Annotated in this window: 19 protein-coding genes, 1 tRNA gene and 1 pseudogene; 9 read left to right on the top strand and 12 right to left on the bottom strand. The window is 43.1% G+C overall.

Going from position 1 to position 20,798, the window contains the following annotated elements; translation table 11 throughout:
* Positions 1 to 169: 169 nt before the first annotated feature.
* Entirely contained in the window at positions 170 to 673 is a 504-nt protein-coding gene (locus G7Y45_RS09645) for an RNA polymerase sigma factor (RefSeq protein ID WP_005809512.1), read from the bottom strand.
* Positions 674 to 836: 163 nt separating this feature from the next.
* On the opposite strand from G7Y45_RS09645, the gene G7Y45_RS09640 reads away from it, so the two are divergent.
* On the top strand, positions 837 to 2,126 hold the full coding sequence (locus G7Y45_RS09640) for a DcaP family trimeric outer membrane transporter (RefSeq protein WP_165017598.1): 1,290 nt from the start codon (positions 837 to 839) through the stop codon (positions 2,124 to 2,126).
* A gap of 87 nt (positions 2,127 to 2,213) precedes the next feature.
* Here the strand turns inward: G7Y45_RS09640 and G7Y45_RS09635 are convergent, their stop codons facing one another.
* Together G7Y45_RS09635 and G7Y45_RS09630 are read right to left on the bottom strand one after the other, a co-directional pair.
* Positions 2,214 to 3,365, bottom strand: coding sequence for a 6-bladed beta-propeller (locus G7Y45_RS09635; protein WP_165017595.1), 1,152 nt, complete (start codon positions 3,363 to 3,365; stop codon positions 2,214 to 2,216).
* Between the two features lie 125 nt (positions 3,366 to 3,490).
* Positions 3,491 to 4,996, bottom strand: coding sequence for an OmpP1/FadL family transporter (locus G7Y45_RS09630; RefSeq protein WP_022011298.1), 1,506 nt, complete (start codon positions 4,994 to 4,996; stop codon positions 3,491 to 3,493).
* A 222-nt stretch (positions 4,997 to 5,218) separates the two neighbouring features.
* Here G7Y45_RS09630 and G7Y45_RS09625 point away from each other — a divergent pair, with 222 nt between their 5' ends.
* Entirely contained in the window at positions 5,219 to 6,229 is a 1,011-nt protein-coding gene (locus G7Y45_RS09625; RefSeq protein WP_005776126.1) for a 2-hydroxyacid dehydrogenase, read from the top strand.
* 167 nt (positions 6,230 to 6,396) lie between these two features.
* On the opposite strand, the gene G7Y45_RS09620 is transcribed toward G7Y45_RS09625, so the two are convergent.
* Together G7Y45_RS09620 and G7Y45_RS09615 are read right to left on the bottom strand one after the other, a co-directional pair.
* Complete coding sequence (locus tag G7Y45_RS09620; RefSeq protein ID WP_165017587.1) at positions 6,397 to 6,939, bottom strand: protease inhibitor I42 family protein; 543 nt, start codon at positions 6,937 to 6,939, stop codon at positions 6,397 to 6,399.
* Between the two features lie 240 nt (positions 6,940 to 7,179).
* A complete protein-coding gene (locus G7Y45_RS09615) occupies positions 7,180 to 8,991 on the bottom strand; it encodes a helix-turn-helix domain-containing protein (RefSeq protein ID WP_165017584.1) in 1,812 nt (603 codons plus the stop codon).
* Positions 8,992 to 9,241: 250 nt separating this feature from the next.
* Here G7Y45_RS09615 and G7Y45_RS09610 point away from each other — a divergent pair, with 250 nt between their 5' ends.
* The 5 genes from G7Y45_RS09610 (at position 9,242) to G7Y45_RS09590 (ending at position 13,091) form a co-directional block, all read left to right on the top strand.
* Positions 9,242 to 9,946: a pirin family protein gene (locus tag G7Y45_RS09610; protein ID WP_165017581.1), complete on the top strand. Its 705-nt coding sequence runs from the start codon at positions 9,242 to 9,244 to the stop codon at positions 9,944 to 9,946.
* A 17-nt stretch (positions 9,947 to 9,963) separates the two neighbouring features.
* Positions 9,964 to 10,671, top strand: a complete 708-nt coding sequence (gene pdxH, locus G7Y45_RS09605) for a pyridoxamine 5'-phosphate oxidase (RefSeq protein WP_122143564.1) — start codon at positions 9,964 to 9,966, stop codon at positions 10,669 to 10,671.
* Positions 10,672 to 10,742: 71 nt separating this feature from the next.
* A complete protein-coding gene (locus tag G7Y45_RS09600; protein ID WP_165017578.1) occupies positions 10,743 to 11,468 on the top strand; it encodes an MBL fold metallo-hydrolase in 726 nt (241 codons plus the stop codon).
* Positions 11,469 to 11,487: 19 nt separating this feature from the next.
* Positions 11,488 to 12,567, top strand: a complete 1,080-nt coding sequence (locus tag G7Y45_RS09595) for a DUF4468 domain-containing protein (protein WP_005776117.1) — start codon at positions 11,488 to 11,490, stop codon at positions 12,565 to 12,567.
* A 143-nt stretch (positions 12,568 to 12,710) separates the two neighbouring features.
* Positions 12,711 to 13,091 carry a VOC family protein gene (locus G7Y45_RS09590; protein WP_005776116.1) on the top strand — a complete coding sequence of 127 codons (381 nt, stop codon included), beginning with the start codon at positions 12,711 to 12,713 and terminating at the stop codon, positions 13,089 to 13,091.
* An 85-nt stretch (positions 13,092 to 13,176) separates the two neighbouring features.
* Here the strand turns inward: G7Y45_RS09590 and G7Y45_RS09585 are convergent, their stop codons facing one another.
* A complete protein-coding gene (locus G7Y45_RS09585) occupies positions 13,177 to 13,365 on the bottom strand; it encodes a hypothetical protein (protein WP_005776115.1) in 189 nt (62 codons plus the stop codon).
* Positions 13,366 to 13,462: 97 nt separating this feature from the next.
* Between G7Y45_RS09585 and G7Y45_RS09580 the strand changes: the two genes are divergently transcribed.
* The gene (locus G7Y45_RS09580; RefSeq protein ID WP_022011513.1) at positions 13,463 to 14,197 is read left to right on the top strand and encodes a bifunctional 2-polyprenyl-6-hydroxyphenol methylase/3-demethylubiquinol 3-O-methyltransferase UbiG; all 735 of its coding nucleotides are present in this window, start codon (positions 13,463 to 13,465) and stop codon (positions 14,195 to 14,197) included.
* Between the two features lie 44 nt (positions 14,198 to 14,241).
* Here G7Y45_RS09580 and G7Y45_RS09575 read toward each other — a convergent pair.
* A pseudogene (locus G7Y45_RS09575) lies at positions 14,242 to 16,108 on the bottom strand (SLC13 family permease).
* Between the two features lie 60 nt (positions 16,109 to 16,168).
* Positions 16,169 to 16,765, bottom strand: coding sequence for a TlpA disulfide reductase family protein (locus G7Y45_RS09570; protein ID WP_005776111.1), 597 nt, complete (start codon positions 16,763 to 16,765; stop codon positions 16,169 to 16,171).
* Between the two features lie 140 nt (positions 16,766 to 16,905).
* Here G7Y45_RS09570 and G7Y45_RS09565 point away from each other — a divergent pair.
* Positions 16,906 to 16,979: transfer RNA gene (locus G7Y45_RS09565), tRNA-Thr, on the top strand.
* Between the two features lie 159 nt (positions 16,980 to 17,138).
* On the opposite strand, the gene G7Y45_RS09560 is transcribed toward G7Y45_RS09565, so the two are convergent.
* Genes G7Y45_RS09560 through G7Y45_RS09545 form a run of 4 tightly spaced genes read right to left on the bottom strand, consistent with a single transcriptional unit; the run spans position 17,139 to position 20,797 of the window.
* Entirely contained in the window at positions 17,139 to 17,726 is a 588-nt protein-coding gene (locus G7Y45_RS09560; protein ID WP_032535971.1) for a sugar transferase, read from the bottom strand.
* Between the two features lie 31 nt (positions 17,727 to 17,757).
* Positions 17,758 to 18,981, bottom strand: coding sequence for a DegT/DnrJ/EryC1/StrS aminotransferase family protein (locus tag G7Y45_RS09555; protein ID WP_032530178.1), 1,224 nt, complete (start codon positions 18,979 to 18,981; stop codon positions 17,758 to 17,760).
* Positions 18,982 to 19,010: 29 nt separating this feature from the next.
* Positions 19,011 to 19,817 carry a glycosyltransferase gene (locus G7Y45_RS09550; RefSeq protein ID WP_032543283.1) on the bottom strand — a complete coding sequence of 269 codons (807 nt, stop codon included), beginning with the start codon at positions 19,815 to 19,817 and terminating at the stop codon, positions 19,011 to 19,013.
* Between the two features lie 8 nt (positions 19,818 to 19,825).
* On the bottom strand, positions 19,826 to 20,797 hold the full coding sequence (locus G7Y45_RS09545) for a glycosyltransferase family 2 protein (protein ID WP_032543290.1): 972 nt from the start codon (positions 20,795 to 20,797) through the stop codon (positions 19,826 to 19,828).
* Position 20,798: the final 1 nt, after the last annotated feature.

Genomic DNA, 20,798 nt, shown 5'->3' with positions numbered 1-20,798 from the left:
ATGTAACGGGGCATTACATATATTGTTATCGCGATAACATATAATGTAATGCCCCGTCCGGGTACAACATAACAAACACTTAACACACTATTCTTTTTACTCTTGTCACAGAGTTGCAAAAGCCCATTCATACTTCCGGAAAATCCGGCATCGATCTTAATAAGCGCTCTTACGAGAAGTCTTTCAAATCCTGCTGTAATCTTTTGCGGATCAGGAACAGACGGCTCTTGATAGTCCCTACCGGCAAATCCATCTTCTCAGCTATCTCACGATACTTGAATCCGGCAACAAACATCAGGAAAGGCTTCTTCAACTCTTCGGGAACGGCATTAATCACCTTATAGAGTTCCTTCAGATCGTAAATTGTTTCAAAGCGGTTGCCGTCCTCACCTTCCGTCATGGTTTGCGCATAGAGATTATAGGTGGAATCGGTCATATCCACTTCACGTAACGACTTACGGTAATTATTGATAAAGATATTGCGCATGATGGTATACATCCATCCCTTGAAATTCTGGGTATGCACAAATTTCTCTTTGTTGTCCAATGCCTTCAACAGACAATCCTGTACCAGATCATTGGCCGACTCCCGGTCAGCAGTCAGTTTATAGGCAAAATGTTCCAGTTCGGGCTGCATAGCCACTATCTTATGGGTAATATTCATCTTTTCCATTGCTCTTCTTTCTTTCTGATTATCGAATATGCAAAGATTCGCATTTTAAACGGTCTGTCCTATAGCAATTCTTCCGCATAATTTGGCGATTTTTCCCTCGGCCCTTCAACCATTTCCCATTTAAGTTGTTCAATAGGGCAATTCACCTAAAACTTAACTTATAATGAAAACATTTTTTAGATCTGTAGCTATGCTACTCGGATTGGGACTCTTGCCTGTAGCGGCACATGCCCAGAAAAAAGTAATCATCGAAGATGAAGAACCGAACTCCGTGATGTTTGTATCGACCGACAAAGCCGGAGACGAGATTATCCGGATCATGAACGAGACGCGTCTTCCGCGTTTCCAGGAACCGAAGGCTCCACGCTTCGTACTGACCGACCGGCAAGGAAAGTTCGCACTGGGTATCGGCGGATATGTACGGGCAACCGCCGAATATGACTTCGGGGGAATTGTGAAAGATGTAGACTTCTATCCGGCGCTGATTCCTAATAAAGGATCTGCCGACCGTGCACGCAATCAGTTCCAGATGGATATCAGCACTTCGACTCTTTTCCTGAAACTGGTGGGACATACCAAACGTCTGGGTGACTTCGTGGTTTATACTGCTGCAAACTTCCGTGGAGACGGAAAGACTTTCGAGTTGCAGAATGCTTATGCTACCTTCCTCGGCTTTACTCTGGGATACAACTATGGTAACTTTATGGACCTTGCCGCCCTGCCTCCTACCATCGACTTTGCAGGCCCTAACGGCTCGGCTTTCTATCGAACTACTCAATTGAGCTATATGTGTGACAAGCTGAAGAACTGGAAATTCGGCGTCGGTGTCGAAATGCCATCGGTAGACGGTACCACGAATCAGTATCTCACCATCAACACCCAGCGTATGCCCGACTTCACTGCCTCAGCACAGTATAACTGGAATGCCAACAGCCACCTGAAGTTAGCTGCCATCGTTCGCAGCATGACTTATTCAAGTTCCGTAGACAATAAGGCGCACTCAAAAGCCGGATACGGACTTCAAGCTTCGACTTCCTTCAACGTAACTCCGAAATGGCAAGTATACGGACAGGTGAATTACGGAAGGGGTATCGGACAATATCTGAACGACTTGAGCAACCTGAATGTGGATATTGTTCCTAACCCGGAAAAAGAAGGGCGCATGCAGACGCTCCCCATGTTGGGATGGTTCGCCGGATTGCAATACAACATCAGCAAAGATGTATTTGTATCGGGCACTTACAGTTTGTCACGCCTCTACTCGGAACACACGTATCCAAGCGATGTACCCGATATGTACCGGAAGGGCCAATATCTGGTGGCTAACCTGTTCTGGAACGTAACCAGCAACTTACAGGTAGGCGCCGAATATCTGAGAGGATGGCGTACGGACTTCAGTAGCAATACCCGTCATGCCAACCGCATGAACGCATTGGTACAATATTCGTTCTAACTTTTTATAAATCTCTCTGAACTCTAACGTAAAAAAGTCCAAGGACGAACCCAGCCCCGTCTCTGTTATTACCCTACGGAGATGGGGCTAAAAATAAAATTTCACCACACAGGGATTATCATCTTCCACTCTTTTACTTAATGCCCGATATTCTCCCTCGGGAAGTATACTCTTATAATTTTCCAACTCCTCGGTCGGAACGATGCAAAGCATAAAGTCCTCAGTCACCACCTCCGGGCTGATCCGGATTCCCTCCCGTGTCTTCTCAAAATAAAAAACAACTCCATCCTTTTTGCGATAAAGAAGATTTGTAAGTTTCCTTTGGGGATAGGATGACATACTGAATAATTGCGCATAGTAGTATTTATCCGTCTGATATTGCTTGGTGAAATTAAAGGCTATCTTACCCGTTTTACGGTATTCCCTCAGCCGTTCTTCCTCTTCCTTACGTGTATCCGGCCCTGAATTAAAATGATACTGCTCTATATTTATATTCTGTTCTCCCATATCCCAGCGATAAGCTACACGAAGGCTATCCCGTGTGATTTCGTAAACTTCTTCATAAAACGTAGGAGAAAAGTAGGCTTTACCCTGATAAGAATAAAATACATCCCAACAAGCCCAGTTCAGACAGAAGTGATCAGACCAGAACTCATTGATCAACTTCGCCGAATCGGCCTTCAACCGCATGACGCAAGCCCCGTCATCTTTGTTCAGTGCCGACCACGTCAACAGGTCACCGCCCGGAGTCAATCTTATCTTCTGGAAGTTTATCTTCTCCGGCAGTATCTTTTTATCTATAAACGAACCGTCCAGCCGATAGGTATACATCGAACCGAAAGGAGACAGCATATACACCAGTTTTCGTTGGTCATTAATGACTGCATCATAAATCTGTGAATATTCACCGGGACCTTGCCCTACTCTCCCGATAGAACGGAGATAGTTCCCTTTTTTATCAAAAGCCATCAACGTGATATGCCTGAAAGTAGGATAATCCTGAGTCAATATATAAGTAGTATCTCCGAAAACAAGCACTCTCAAAATTGTGGCCAGCAGGCAACTGTCCGAGGTTTCCAACGGAATCACTTCAACTTTAGAAAACAGTTCGGAAACGGAAACAGGAGTTTCTTTCAGCTCCACTTTCAGAATATCGGGCTCTTTCACGGGATTAGTCCGGCTGCAAGAAACGCATACAAAGCTCAACGCAGCAAAGAAAAGAAAAAATGTGTCTCTCATATCTTGCAGGATTAGAACACAAAGATAATCTTAATATAGGAGGTTAAATGAAAAAGGACCGGATTATTTGAGTAATCCGATCCTTCTTGAGAGTTATATTAATAAAGATTAGTAGAAGCCTTGTATCAGAACTTATAGTCGAGACCGATACCGAATACTTTATTGGTACGAGTAAAGACATCCTTTCCGGAGATTCCTGTACCTCCATAATTAGGAGTCTCTTTGGTATATTTATCGTAATCAGTCCAGAAATAAGCAACGTTCAGTTTCAGGTTCTTCGCAATGTCGAATCCGGCACCAAAACCGTATGAATAAGAACTAACTGCAAAGCTCATATCGCTTTGGTAATTATCACCCACACCATATTTGGTACGTTGCATACCGGCACTTACCTGGGCCCATTTACAAACATCCCATTCGATACCACCCAAATATTCGTTAGTACCTTGTTTGATGAAATGCTGTTTACCCATAGTCTGGCCGGTCACAGGATCTTTAGCATCGGCCATACGTGCACTGGTATCAAAGAAATGATGATAACCAACTGAAGCACGAAGTACCGGAAGAATTTCATAAGAAACACCTACTGTCAACAAAGCCGGAATATCGTGCGGAGTATTTACTCCATTCGCAAACAGCCCTGTATTATCTATACGAGTCTTGTTCTCTACATTCAGTTTGGTGTTGAACTCATATTTTACACCAATGTTCCACTTATTCATCTTAAAGTCCAAGCCCAAAATAGGAGTTACCCCCCAACCTGTCTGGTCGCAGTCCAACTCTTTATCAGCCGTCAATTCTGCAACACCGGTCGCTTTCTTTGCGATAGCATCATATTTTGCATAATTAACCATATCATTCGCTGCCAGATAAGCATCTGCAGCTGTTCTGGCTTGCTTGGCATAATCACTGAAATATTTGTTTACATTTACCATTTCCCCTCCACCGATATTAGCTTCAATGTTACGAATATGTCCTTCATATCCATTGCTTACGTAATTCATACGTACACCGGCAAATGCAGACAAGTAATCGGTGATTTTATAAGATGCTCCCAGTTGAAGACCAAAAATCATCTGCTTACCACGCATATAGCTGTCAACCGAGTATTTATTGGTACCTTCAAAGATATTAATCGGCAGAATGCCTCCGTCTACCATTTCTTTACCGGCAGCTACCATCATTCCGGGCACTACAGATACCAATGACTCGAATGAACCCAATCCCTCATTAAAGGTAGCCTTACCACCACCACCGGTTACTGCAAAATTCCCGGAGAATGCCCACTTATCCTTCTTATATACTGCAAATACACTGGGGATGAACGGAGCCGAAGCTTCACCTTTATATACTTTTGTAGCGTTTCCGCCAAAGCCTGCAAACGGAGCGAAAGTAGAAGTGATGGTTCTTGTCTGGAAAGCACTCTGTCCGTTGAGAGACAGATGAAAACCATCTTCCATGAAGGCGACACCTGCCGGATTGGAATATACTGCGTCAATTTGTGTAGAAGCATCACGAGCCAACATTCTCAAAAACAATACGTGCTGATTGGTATTTGTCAGGAGACCTCCCGCAAAAGTTGAAGTTGAAACGATTAGCAACCCGATGCTAATCAAGAATAATTTTCTCATCTAAATCTTTTTTAAGTTATTTCGGGCGCAAAGGTACAATAATATTGCACATGACGAATATTTTTGTGCATCTAATTACGTTTTCACTAACAAATTAATTGAAAACACAAACTGTTTCGATTGAAACGAATAAGAAAACATCATAAGAAAAGACACTCAGAAAGCCAAACATTACTCCATTGCTAAACGTTTTTATATTATAGAATATAAAATAAGAAAACTATGGCATATACAATCGCATTTTTTGGTACCAAACCCTACGATGAAGCTTCTTTCAATGAAAAAAACAAAGAATTCGGATTCGAACTCCGATTTTTCAAAGGTCACTTGAACCGGCACAACGTGCTGCTGACCCAAGGAGTGGATGCTGTCTGCATTTTCGTGAACGACACAGCTGATGCTGAAGTAATAAAAACAATGGCCGCCAACGGGGTAAAATTACTCGCTCTTCGCTGTGCCGGATATAATAATGTAGACTTAAAAGCCGCTGCCGAAAACGGAGTAACCGTTGTCCGCGTCCCGGCCTATTCACCGTATGCCGTAGCCGAATATACGGTTGCCCTGATGCTTTCACTCAACCGGAAGATTCCGAGAGCTTCGTGGCGTACACGGGATGGGAACTTCTCTCTGCATGGACTGTTAGGTTTCGATATGCACGGAAAAACAGCAGGTATCATCGGTACTGGAAAGATTGCAAAAATACTGATACACATCCTCAAAGGATTCGGCATGAACATATTGGCCTATGACCTATATCCGGATTATAACTTTGCACGGGAGAACCAGATAGTATATACGACACTCGATGAATTATACCACAGCTCGGATATCATATCATTGCACTGCCCGCTCACTGAACAGACAAAGTATCTGATCAATGACTACTCGATCAGCAAGATGAAAGACGGAGTAATGATCATCAATACCGGACGGGGACAGCTGATTCATACCAATGCGCTGATCGAAGGATTAAAAAATAAAAAGATCGGTTCGGCCGGACTGGATGTTTATGAAGAAGAAAGCGAATACTTCTACGAAGATAAATCGGACCGTATCATCGACGACGATGTGCTGGCACGTTTGCTGTCATTCAATAACGTGATCGTAACTTCTCATCAAGCATTCTTTACCCGCGAAGCTCTGGCTAATATTGCAGCAACGACTTTGGAGAACATACGGGACTTCAAGAACCGGAAACCTTTAGTGAATGAAGTGAAACTGGGCAATGCTTAGAAAAGAGCAACACGAAAAAGTGATGTGTAACAAACAATAATGCCTGCCACTTCTTTCTCAAGAAACGGCAGGCTTAATCCAAGGGGGGGACCCGGATGAAATACATAATGTCCGGGATTACTATTTAGCATTCTCTATTTATGTGCCTTCGGTTCACCCTTTTTTCATCAGTATTCCACAATGCTCTCTAACAAAGGTTCTCCCTTCAGCGGAGCATAAATAGTTACTTTAGCAAAACCATACTTGGGCTCGCGGGTTACTGTTTTAGTCATACAGATGAAGCGGTAGTTATAGCCGCTTACCAGTTGTTTGGCAACCAGAAGTGGAGTGTAATCCACCCCTTTCAAAGTCATGCAGGTCTGGAACAATTCTTTGTCCTGATCCGTCAACGGTTCAAATTCTCCCCAGCCTCCTATTATTATATTCGCTTTCTCGGAAGTAACCACCGTATAAGGGAATACGTCTTCGTAAAGGACTCCCGTGACATCACGATAATAGGCAAACTGAATCTCTACCTGTCCCGGCTGCAAAAACTGGAAGGTAAAAGACTGTACAGACATTCCACCCAAGGTATCGGCATCTTCTGACAATTCCTCCACAAGGGCAACTCCACCAGTCAGGCGTACTAAAGCGTAACGATAACCAGTACCTGCATGTGAGGTACGTTTGATGGTGATTGTATCACCTACTTTGAATGCTTTCCTAATCATAACAATACGTGTTTTTTAAAAGATTAACTCTGTGAAATTTTCTAATAGCCTGATGCAGTGACCGGCCTTGCTGAGAATAATCTGCCGGGAGAAAACTCCCAGCAGATTTTGGGTACAGTACATCACCTAAACCAGATTCGTTGATGTGGTTCAAAGGTAAAGGGAAAGATTTACAGATCAAAATACTTGAAGTGGGTTATTCTCTCATTTTTTCACTCTTAGTCTCTCATTTTTTCACTTTCACTCAGTAATTTCCTTATTACTAACACGTTGTACTCCTACCTGAAAATCGGTAGGAGTCACCCCAAATTTACCGGAAAAGAGACGATAAAAAGATTGGGTAGACATTCCACACTCCTGGGCTATCGTGTCTACTGTATAATCGGGGTAATCTTTCAGCATCTTGGCAGCATACTCCAAACGAAGATTATTAATGTATTTTGAAAAACTCATTCCGGCATATTGCTTAAAAAGCGGCGCAAACTTATTCTTGGGAATGTAGATTGTCTTGATTAACTCCTCTCTCGAAAAGTCCGGCTGAAGATATAACTGCCGGTTAATGATTTCACGCTCCAGTTTGTCGAACAGCATTTTATCGTGTACCGCATTGTTATCTTCCGTCTCGGGCTCCGGATCGACAGGAACATCCAACTTTCCGGGCTCTTCTGCCTGCAATGCATTTCCATCTATATACGTCCGTACTTCCCGCTCTTTCTGTAACTGTTCTTTCAATAGATGGTTCTCCTCTTTTTTCCGGTAGAGTTCTTCTTTGTATATCAGCAAATCCTCAATGGTTCCTACCATCGCCTTATTCTTACAGCGTATGGTACGGTTGTGCCGGAAAGTTCTCCATAAAAGTATCCCTAACAGAAAAACAATACAGACCACAAATATCAGTAGGGCATTTCGCATCCGCATATCAGCGGCTTGCTGCTGAATGAACATATCCTTTTCATTCGTTTCATAAACCGCTGCCAGTTCCAATGCAGCACTTTTCTGCTCTCTGGCCTTAATGCTATCACGCAACACAGCCAGCTGCTCAAAATATCTTGCAGCAGTCCGGTAATCACCTTTATCTTGATAGGCACGTCCGAGGGACTTCTTAATGGTGACCATGTAATAATTTACCGTATCTTTCCGCGTGACATATACCTTTTCACGGGCGGAGTTCATGAGGATCACCTGATCATACATCTTCCGATCGAACAGATAAGGCATAATCAGGTAGTCATCGCGATCGTATTCCTTACTTACTGACAAAAATAGTCGGTAATAGCGGTCAGCCTCTTCCGACCGCCCCAACCGGAAAAGAACCACAGCATAATGGGCATACATCGCCTTTTTCTCCTTTCCGCTCAATCCCTCCATCGGTATCTCACTGCCGGTCTCTTCCGTCACGATCCTTTCTAATGCAGCCAGTGTTTTCAGGGCCTCTTCACTACGCCTGTCCGACTCCTGAAATATCAGCAAAGTATTGTAATTATAGCGCAGGTTATCGTACTTATATGGGTAGTCTGTTTTTTCCATCATCGCTACCGCCTGCTCCATGAATTCATATCCCTTATCCTTATTACCCTGATAATAGAGCATCTTCCCCATATTAAACAGAGCAACGGACTGCATCGCTTTATCATCACACAGTTCAGCCCTCTTCAAAAGCAAATCCACATACTGTGCCTTTTTATTCTCATTGTGCAAACAGTCATAACACGAAATCATACGGTGCACCTGTTCCATATAGTTTTTATCACTATTGAGCACCGAGTCACTTTCCAAAGCACGCTTATAGAATTTCAACGCCCAGTAGTATTGCCCTACATTGAAATACAAATCGCCTTCCACCACATCCAAGCGGAACGGAGGAAGCGACTTCTGTTTCCTCAACTGCTCCATGATCTGCTGCGCTTTTTCAAAGTCGGAGAATGTATACTTATATACGTTGTCATCTGTAATCAAACTGTCTGGTAAAGAAAACGTTCCGGCGCAAACAGACACCGGAGATATAAAACAATGAAGCAGTACTAACAGAATAACACACAATAACTTTCTCATATCTTCTTACTATTGGCGGATTTTGGAAGCACAAAAATAAGATAATAATATTTTCAACAAAATTTTCTCCGGCTCATATTTACCGAACGCATTCAAATCTCTTCTGTTTACCGGATTTCAAGAGCCTGATTGTTTCTCTTCTGGAACCGCCTCCTTCCCCTTGTTCCTAATAAAAAAGTGAACGCTTCAAACCATTTATACTTCCCAATTGTTTGGCTTATAGAATACATTTTAAAAGAAAGGATACATTATGAAAAAGGTAGTTCACCGCTCGGATACCCGCGGACGATCTTTATATGACTGGCTTGACAGCCACCACAGTTTCAGCTTTGATGAATATTATAATCCCGAACGCATCCACTTCGGCGCTTTACGGGTGCTGAATGACGATCGTGTCGCACCGGGAGAAGGTTTTCAGACCCACCCACATAAGAACATGGAAATCGTCTCCATCCCCCTGAAGGGATTTCTGGCACACGGAGACAGTAAGAAGAACAGCCGTACCATCACTGTTGGCGATATTCAGGTGATGAGTGCCGGAACAGGCATCTATCATAGTGAAATGAACGGCAGCAAGTCGGAACCTGTGGAGTTTCTACAAATATGGATCATGCCCAAAGAGCGAAACACCCACCCACTCTATCAGGACTACGACATCCGGGGGTTGCTGAAGAAAAACGAACTGGCCCTGATTCTGTCACCGGATGGCAGTACACCAGCCAAACTGCTACAGGACACCTGGTTCTCGATGGGTGAAGCAGAAGCCGGAAAAACGCTTGAATACAAGATACATGGAACGGATACGGGAGTCTACGTTTTCCTCATCGAAGGAGAAATAAAAATAGACGATATCATCCTGACCCACCGCGACGGATTGGGAATCTCTGAAACCAAAAGCTTTGAGATAGAAACCCTGAAAGACTCCAAGATATTACTGATAGAAGTACCGATGTAAATTTAAAGTAATTGCTTATGTCAACCGATCATACGTCCACACATCCTGATTCCCCTCTTCACGGAAGAGGGGCCGGGAGTGAGACTATCAACCTCGCTGCCATCCGGCAGGAGTACACCAAAGGCGGGCTGAAGGAAGGAGATCTTCCCGACAACCCGCTTTCTCTTTTCAACCGATGGCTGCACGAAGCTATCGATGCACAAGTAGAAGAACCTACAGCCATGCTGGTAGGTACCGTATCCCCCGAAGGGCGACCATCGACCCGTACCGTATTGCTGAAAGATTTGCATGACGGAAAATTTATCTTTTATACCAATTATGAAAGCCGTAAAGGCAGTCATCTGGCAAAGAATCCGTATATTTCCCTCTCTTTCGTCTGGCACGCGCTGGAAAGACAGGTACACATTGAAGGTATTTCCTCAAAAGTCCCTGCCGGTGAATCCGATGCCTACTTCCACCAACGCCCCTACAAAAGTCGCATCGGAGCACGCATCTCTCCTCAAAGCCGTCCGTTGAAGAGCCGGATGCAATTGATTCGCAGTTTCGTTGCAGAAGCTGCCCGATGGGTAGGCAGAGAAGTGGAACGTCCGGTACACTGGGGAGGCTATGCCGTCACCCCTGAACGAATCGAGTTCTGGCAGGGTAGAGCCAACCGACTGCACGACCGCTTTCTCTACACCCTCCAAGCGGACGGAAGCTGGCAGAAAGAGAGGCTTGCCCCTTGATATTTCCGGTTATTGTGCTTGCGCAACCAACAAATAATACGTAATATTGCATTCATAAAATACATCCGCTTATGATTCTGGATTATATATACCACAGCGGGTTCGCCATCGAAGCAGAAGGTGTAACCCTTATCATTGATTATTACAAGGACTCTTCGGAAACGGAACGAAATAAAGGTATCGTACACGACCGTCTGCTCCAACGACCCGGCAAGCTGTATGTACTTGCCTCACATTTTCATCCCGACCATTTTAACCGGGAAATACTGACCTGGAAAGAGCAACGTCCAGACATCATCTATATCTTCTCAAAAGATATCCTGAAGCATCATCGGGCACAAAATGAAGATGCGATCTATATTAATAAAGGTGAGGAGTACGAAGATGATACACTGCGCATTCAGGCTTTCGGTTCTACGGACGTAGGCATCTCCTTCCTGATTCATCTGCAAGGGAAAAGCATCTTCCATGCCGGTGACCTCAACAATTGGCATTGGAGCGAAGAGTCTACCGAACAAGAGATACGCAAAGCCGAAGGAGACTTTCTGGCAGAAGTGAAATTTCTCCGGGAATCTGCTCCGGCCGTCGATCTGGTAATGTTCCCCGTCGACCGCCGAATGGGAAAAGATTATATGAAAGGCGCCCAACAATTCATCGAACGAATAAAAACTACTATATTTGTACCCATGCACTTCAGCGAAGACTACGAGGGAGGTAATGCTTTCCGGTCTATAGCCGAAGCCGGTGGATGCCGTTTCATCACCATCACTCACCGGGGCGAAAGCTTTGAGATATAACTAAATAAAACATACGATTATGAACAAACTGACACAATTTTTTCTCGTGTTATTTATGATTTGCCTGCCTGCAACCCTTTGGGCAGACAATGACAAAGATGATGATGACAGCAGATACCTTGCGGGCGCCGTGCCCGAAGTTGACGGACGGGTAGTTTTCAGCCGCGAATTCAGCATTCCCGGCATGTCACAAGACGAAATCTATGAACGGATGCTCAAGTGGCTTGACGGACGCATGGCCCAGAACAAAAACAATAGCCGCGTGGTATATAAAGACCAAGGTGTCATTGCCGCAACCGGCGAAGAATGGCTGGTATTCAGCTCTACCGCTCTTTCTTTGGACCGTACTTGGCTGACCTATCAAATCACCGTCAACTGCCAGCCGCAGAAGTGCACAATGGAAATAGAAAAAATCCGCTACACTTATCGTGAAAAAGAAAAATATACAGCCGAAGAATGGATCACCGATAAATTTGCTCTGAATAAAACCAAAACCAAACTGGTACGTGGTCTTGCCAAATGGCGCAGGAAGACGGTAGACTTTGCCGATAACCTTTTTGAAGAGGCAGCAAAAGCACTGAGCCAAAAACCTCAGGAAGCCGCAGCAGCAGAAGCCGCTCCGAAAAAGCCGGCAGTAGTGACCGCTCCGAAAGTTGTGGTAATCGGTGGTGAAAAAGAAACTGAAAAGGTAGAAAAAGCAGCTACGGTTACCCCCGCAATCCCTGTTACCCCTCCAAGCACAATGCCGGGCTATAAAGAGGTAGCTCCCGATCAAGTTCCTGCCAACGCCATCCAGATGGGTGCAGGCCGACTGGTGATCGCTATCGGCTCCGATCCTTTCAACATGACCATGATGACAGCTAACGCCGGAGGATCCATAGGAAAAATTTCCGGAAGCCCTGTTGTATTCAGTATCCTCTCGCCCGACCAGCCTTACGAGCAATTGGAGAAAGCAGAGACATATAGCATACGTTTCTATCCTACAGGACAAAGCGAGCCGTCTGTCATACTGGAATGTCAGAAGCTGCCTGCCCCGACACCAATGGAAGGACAGCCCAGAACTTATGCAGGTAAAATAACAAAAGCATTTATGAAATAAATCAGCCACCACAGATTACACGGATAAACACAGATTGAATTTTAATTAGATTATTAATATAAACAATCTGCTCTAATCAGTATAATCTGTGGTGCAACTTTATAAGTTCTATTTTAACCTAAAACAAAATAAACTTAGCAACAATGGAAATAAAAAGTAGATTTGACCACTTTAACATCAATGTGACTGATCTGGAACGCAGCATTGCTTTCTACGAAAAAGCACTGGGACTGAAAGAACACCACCGGAAAGAAGCCGCCGACGGCTCCTTTATCCTGGTATATCTCACAGATAGCACCACCGGATTCTTATTGGAACTCACTTGGCTGAGAGACCATACCGAAGCATATGAATTGGGAGAGAACGAAAGCCATCTCTGCTTCCGTGTAACGGGAGATTATGATGCCATACGCCAATATCACAAAGAAATGAACTGCGTATGCTTTGAGAATACTGCCATGGGACTGTATTTTATCAACGATCCGGATGATTACTGGATCGAAATATTGCCGGAGCGGTTCTAAAACGATAAACGACGCATGTTTCTAAACAATGAACGATAAACAGGCTGCACATTAATATTGCAAACAGTTTATCGTTCATCGTTATTTACCGTTTATGTCTATTCGCCCGCTTTCTCCGGATTTCAGCTTTCATCTTGGCTGCTCCGGAACCATGGGTTCCCTTTATATAAGTTGTTTTCTTCGCTTTTGTTTTCACTTTATTTTCATCTTTTTTCGGGCCTTCTTTCTTTCCTTTAAAGACAATCCCACCCATAATTGCATCTTCTAAACTCATAATCTTTCCTTTCTTATTCTATATTTTCCGTGGACAAAGATACTCTTTTTCTGTGAATTCCCTATCTTTGCCCGCTGTAACAACTAAAAAACAATCAATGGATACATTCCTGCTCCCGGCAGAAAAAGACCCGATGGGTGCCGCCATAGCCGATTATTATCACAATCACAAGGCAGACAGACTGCGTGTATTTTCTTCTCAGTTCGATGAAGACGAAATACCCGTCAAACAACTTTTCCGCGAAGCCGGACAGATGCCCCTGCTCGAACGCACAGCTCTTCAGATGGCTACCGGAAGAGTACTCGACGTAGGTGCCGGAAGTGGCTGCCACGCCCTTGCTCTTCAGAAAGCCGGCAAAGACGTTTCTGCCATCGACATATCTCCTCTGGCCGTCGAAGTAATGAAACAACGGGGAGTAAAAGATGCCCGCCAGATTAATCTGTTCGACGAACACTTTGCCGATACTTTCGATACCATACTAATGTTGATGAACGGTTCCGGTATCATCGGACGCTTGGAGAATATGCCTGTCTTCTTCCGTAAGATGAAACAAATACTCCGCCCGAATGGTTGCATCCTGATGGATTCAAGTGACCTCCGCTATCTGTTCGAAGATGAAGACGGAAGTTTCCTGATCGACCTGGCCGGAGATTATTATGGAGAAATCGACTTCCGCATGCAGTACAAAGACATTCAAGGTGATTCTTTCGACTGGCTGTATATCGACTTCCAGACCCTCAGTGCCTATGCTGCCGACAATGGCTTCAAGGCCGAAATGATAAAAGAGGGCAAACATTATGACTACCTGGCCAAACTGACTGTTGTCCCGTGACCGGGCAGGCATGAAAACTCCCGATAACCGGTCCTCCTAAAAGACTAAAACGGAAACAATAACGGCAACACGAACACCATTACCACGCCCATAATGATCTGCAACGGAAGACCAACTTTTACATAATCCATAAATGTATAGCGTCCTGCCGGCATCACCAGTGCATTAGGCGGCGTGGAGAAAGGTGAGGCAAAACACATACTCGCCGCCACCGTCACGGCAAACAGAAACGGATAGGGACTCAGTCCCAACTGTACGGCAGAGTGAAGCGCAATAGGAGCAAGCAGCACCGCAGTAGCCGTATTGCTGATAAACATCGTCATCAGCGAAGTAGTGAAATAGATGCCTGCCAACAAAGCAAAAGGCCCGTAAGTACCCAGACCGTTCACCAATGATTGCGACACCACTTCCGAAGCCCCGGTTTTCTCCAATGCCAATGACATGGGCAACATTCCCGCTATCAATACAATACTCTCCCAGTTGATTGTTTTATAAGCTTCTTCCACATTGCGGAAACATCCGGTCAGCACCATCAGCAGAGCTGCGACAATTACTGCCGTCACAGGGGCCACCGGAATAAAGTCGAACATCATGGTTATAATCATCCCCAACATGATCAGTGCCGCTACCGGTGCTTTATGGTTCAAGGTCACTTTAGCTGCTTCAGCCAATGGTTGCCCCAGAACGACCCATTGCGACTGGTCTTCACCAAGCCTGGCAATGTTTGCCCAACTTCCCTGTACCAGCAAGACATCTCCCGAATGCATTTTTTCATCCTTCAGGTTTTTCAACAAGTAGTCACGCTTGCGCTGAATTCCCAATATATTAATGCTGTAATTCTCCCTGAATCCGGAAGCTTTTACCGGTTTGTTTATCAAATTGGCAGTAGGCAGCAACAAGATTTCGGCAATGCCTATCTCCTGAAAATCGAAACCTTCATCCGTATTATGCAAATTACCTTCCGTCTTATGTGTATCCAATAAAGCCAGACGATTCTCACCGACAAAACGTTTCACGTTCTCAAACTCCCCTAATACATTAAAGAATATCTTCTGCTTCAATCAGGGTTCCCGCTTCTGCCATCTCCTGCTTTTTTGTCTTAAAAAAGTGTCGGGATGAAACCGATCGGCGACGCACTTCCAGAATTGTCACATGATACCTCTGCGGAATCCCTAACTCCTGTATTGTTTTACCGACAATTCCTGAAGATTCTTCGACCTCCACCCTATACAGGTTCTGCGATAACTGATATTCCCCCGCCAATTCCTGAAGCGACTTATTCTTATGCTTTCCCCGCGTTTCTTTATCTGTTTTCTTCGTCAGGAATATCTTGCTCAGCGGGATCAGCACAATCAGACCGACAGTAACACATACCAGTCCCACGGGAGTGAAGGTAAAGAAAGAGAGCCGTTCATATCCGGCTTGAATCAAGGCATTCTGTATCACAAGGTTAGGCGGAGTACCAATCAACGTCATCATACCACCCATACTGCTGGCAAAAGCAAGAGGCATCAGCAGACGGCTTACATTGATATTGGCACTCATGGCCATGCTGACCACAATAGGCAGCATCAACGCCACCGTTCCCGTATTGCTGACAAAAGCGCCGATAGCCGCTGTCACCAATATGATCAGTACAAAGAGTTTCAACTCGCTTGTTCCCGCAAACTTCAGGATACGGCTACTGATCATCTTTGCCAGCCCCGTTTGGAAAATAGCTCCGCCCACCACAAACAGACCGATCATCATAATAACAACAGAATTGGAAAAGCCCGAAAGCGCTTCCTCCGGAGTAAGGATATTGAAAAGTATTAATAATACCAGCGCACACAATGCCACTAAGTCAGACCGTACCTTTCCACTCATGAAAAAGGCAGCCGACAGTACGAGAATAATAATCGTTATAGCCATAAAATAAAAAGATGGGGTGATTCCATGCTAAAAACAAAAAATCACCCCTGCTTGTTCAACTTATTTCTTCAGCATTTCATCAATTTGATTTACCAGTGAAGTAAATTCCTCTTCGTTATACAAACGAGTCAGCTTCACAATCTTACCTTCCCGGTCTATCAGTACATTGCGGGTGATACCCGATTCACGCAATGCATATTTTGCAAATATATCCGCTCCCGGATCCAATCCCAACGGATAAGTCACCCCTACCGACTTACCAAATGCAATCACTTTGTCAAGAGGTTCGTCACGATCAATACCGATCAAGGCAAACTCCGGATTGCTTTGATGTTTCAGCCAGATATCTTTCTCTATAAAAGGCATCTCTTTACGACATACTCCGCACCAACTGGCCGTGAATTGCAACATCACCACTTTGCCACGAAGTGCAGAAAGCTCTATCTGCTTTCCGTCTGTCAGAGTAATAGTAAAATCGGGGGCCATCTCTCCTACTCTCACAATATATCCTGTGCTGTCTGCCGCAACACTATCCGTTTTCACCACTACACTATCCGCAACAACGGTTGCTTTATCCGCTTTTCCCTGTCCGGAACATGCTGCCATACCCCAAAGAAGCAATGACAGACCACATACATAAAAAAAGTTCTTCTTCATACTTTTCTATAATTAATTGATTTGCAAAAGTAAACAAAGAATCCGATTTATCAAACACTATTTTTATGAAGCATTTTTTGCCAAAGTATTTGCAAGTTTAAAAGTTTTTCCTACCTTTGCACCCGCAAAACAGAAATGACGCCTCTTTAGCTCAGTTGGCCAGAGCACGTGATTTGTAATCTCGGGGTCGTTGGTTCGAATCCGACAAGAGGCTCAATAAAAGAGAAAGGATCAGCAATTGCTGATCCTTTCTCTTTTATTGAATTAATTTCTTTCCGGAACTTACTCCCGAGCTACTCCTCCTTCTTCTTTCTCACGTAATAAGGTACAAAAACAAAAAGAAGGATTTTCCCCACTTTCTTTAAAAACGTATCTAACGAATGATGCTCCAAAATGTCAGAAATATAATTTTTAAATATTCCTTCACCGAACGATTACATATATATTTCATATTATACCGTATTTTATCGGGCATAATCTGTTCTATATATGCCTTGTCGGGATCCGAAGCCTTTCCAAGAATCGTATTTTCATCCACATATTCAATAGAAGCATAATCCGTAATTCCGGGACGTACGCTCAATACCTTTTTCTGGTCATCAGTATACAAATCCACATACTTACGAACCTCAGGCCGTGGTCCCACCAGACTCATATCACCTTTCAGTACATTGAACAACTGGGGTAATTCATCTAATTTATACTTCCGGATAAAATACCCGGTACGGGTTATTCTGGGATCTCTCCCCCCCACCGTTATCAGTCCCTTCTTATCAGCCCCCACACGCATTGAACGGAATTTATAGACATAAAAATCCCGCCCGTATTGTCCCACACGAAGTTGTTTATAGAAACCGCCTCCTTTACTTTCAAGGCAGATGGCTATATAAAGAAAGAGAAAAATGGGAGAAAGCAGAAGAATTCCCAAAAGGGAAAAAACAATATCAAAAAAACGAATCAAGAAGCTTATCTGTTTAGTGTTTGTAAATATACTATCTGTTTTCTGCGATTACAGTCGTATAGGCCGCCTTTACAGTATCAATAATGAAATTCAATTTTTCACTATCCAGTTGAGGATATATCGGCAATGATATCTCACCCTTAAAATTCTGATAAGCCTGTGGATAATCATTCATATCATATCCCATCGATTTGAAGAACGACAACATCGGCATCGGTATAAAATGTACATTCACAGCCACTTCACGTTTAGCGATCTCGTCAATCATCCGGTCACGTTGCTCTTCTGTAAAGTCTTTCACACGCAAAGCATAAATATGATAAGAGCTTTCCTTTTCTCCATCTACAGAAGGCGGAACGATGGCCCAGTCACAAGTCGAAAAAGCATCATTGTAAGTATTGAACACCCTCTTCCGCTCCTTCAGTAACTCCGGATATTCCCGTATTTGCGCCAGTCCGATGGCAGCATTCACATCGGCCATATTGATTTTCATTCCGAAACCGACAATATCATAACGCCATCCTCCGGCTTTAGATTTCGAAAAAGCATCCTTAGTCTGGCAGTTCAGGCTCATCATCCGGAGTTCTTTATACAGCTCTGCATTATCGAACGGCTTGGGCAAGTTCAAACAAATGGCTCCACCTTCGGCAGTAGTCACGTTCTTCACGGCATGGAGTGAAAAGATAGCCACATCAGTTTCGCAACCGGTACGCTGCCGGTTACTGTAACGTGCCCCCAAAGAATGGGCAGCATCATTCATCACCAAGATACGCCCTAATTTTTCTTGCACGGGAGATTCCGCACGGAACAATTTTATCATTTCAGATTCCTGTACCAGTGCCATGATCTTTTCATAATCGCAAGGAAAACCGGCAATGTCTACCGGGATAATTGCCTTTGTTTTAGCAGTAATAGCTTTACGAACAGCCTCTACCGAGATATTAAAATCCATTCCGGAATCCACCATCACCGGTTTAGCCCCGGCATGAAGCACGGCCAATGCCGTTGCGCTATAAGTATAAGCAGGAACAATTACTTCATCTCCCTCCTTCACTCCCAGCCAACGCAACATCATAATAGCTCCTGATGTCCAGGAATTGACACAAAGTACTTCCTTTGCTCCCGAGAAAGATTTTATTTCTTCCTCCAAAGCCTTCACTTTCGGACCGGATGTGATCCAACCGGAACGTAACGAATCAACGACTTCGTTGATGACCGCCTCGTCAATATAAGGTGGTGAAAATGGTATTTTCATGAGTTATATATTTTATAAGAAAAGTAAAATTAACGAACTGTTTTGTAGATTATATCAAGAACTGATTTAGGCATTAATTTAGCCATAGCATACAGCAAAGCATAACAGTCTTCTTTCCATCCAAACCCCAACATTCTATTGACGCGACGACGTAAGGTATAAATAGATTTGGCATGTTTCCACCCCCGCCTTCTTTCGAAAAAGTTTAAATCTAATCTAAATTTGAATAAGTATTCGGGTACATTGGCAAATTTACATCCACTTTTAAAACCCTTAGCCCACATCATAGTATCTTCTCCAAAGTAAGTGTCTTCCGGATATAAACCAGCTTTCTCAAAATATGAACGCCGAAACATCACAGTAGGATGAATCATACAATCCCGCTTTTTAAATAGTTCCAAACATTCCTCATGGGTTGTCGGCATTTTTTTTCGGAAGTATTCTTTTCCCTCATTATCAATTTCTATTGCCCAAGTACCAAGACAATCAACATCTGGATGTGAGTCCATAAATGCGATCTGCTTTGCAAAACGTTCCGGCATGGAAATATCATCAGCATCCATACGAGCAATATAGGTACAATCCTCCTTTTTCAAGATAACATCTAACAACTCATTTAATGAATAAGCCAACCCCAGATTCTTTTCTCTCGTATTTATACAGATTTGTTCTGTTAACAAATTAGTTACATAGGAAGCTACACCATTTTCTATAGGACCATCACAAATAATATATAAATAAAAAGAAGTATATGTCTGATTAAGCAAACTTTCTATCGCTTCTTGAACTTTCAATAAAGTGTCTTTCGCATACAAAGACATGATAACATATAACATGAATATAATTATATAATATCTTTTTTAAATCTGTTAAACTTAAGATCATAAATTGAATACACTACAATCATAAAAGATGGAATGATACCAACGATACAAGACAATATAGCATTAAGTATATCCCTCTTCCTAAAGGAAGTCTTTGAAATATTCTTTTGAGCAAAAGCGATAGCTGTACTATATTTTTTCTCTTTTAAATAATTATATATAATTTCTTTCCATTGTGCCTGATAAATATCAGCCTGCTCTTGAGTCCCCAATATTTCGATATCAGTGGCAAACGTTTGTAACAACTTCCTCTTCACCTCCAACAAAACATCAGTACGAGGTGTATTTCTTATTCCATCAGCACAAATTACTACATCTACATAAGGAAGAATTTCTATTTGATAGAATCTAAATAGACGAATCAAAAACTCCCAATCCTGATGCCGCTTAAAAGAAATATCAAACAATCCCACCTTATTTAATACCTCCCTTTTAATTATTAAAGTAGAACCAGCAGCATAATCAATTTGTGCTGACAACAACTCATAACATGAATTAAAGCAGCCCACGTTTCGACTTACTTTATATATCTTATTTTTATATTTCTTTACGTAATTACAACAAGTACCACCACAATCCGCACTTGAATTTTGTAGAAAATGTATGGCTTCCTTTATTCGATCTTTTAAGAAATAATCATCATCATCAAGAAAAGCAATATACTCTCCTACAGAGTTTTGAATACCAGTATTACGAGCGGCAGAGCCATTCTGATTTGTTTTATGTTTTATATATTTAACTCTATAATCGTTAGCATACCTTTCCATATATTGGATTGTTTCCAATCGATATTTATCACCATCAGAATTGTCATCTACAACCACCACCTCTATATTAGTATAGCTTTGACCGAGTACACTGTCTATAGCTCGTCCCAACATATTGGGACGTTTATAAGTTGGAATAATGACACTAACTAATCCAGAAATCATA

Origin of the sequence: Bacteroides sp. ZJ-18, from assembly GCF_011038705.2 — a bacterium.
Classification (GTDB): Bacteria; Bacteroidota; Bacteroidia; order Bacteroidales; family Bacteroidaceae; genus Bacteroides; species Bacteroides hominis.
The sequence above is the reverse complement of the archived record's forward strand: the minus strand, read 5'-3'. Positions and strand labels throughout refer to the sequence as shown.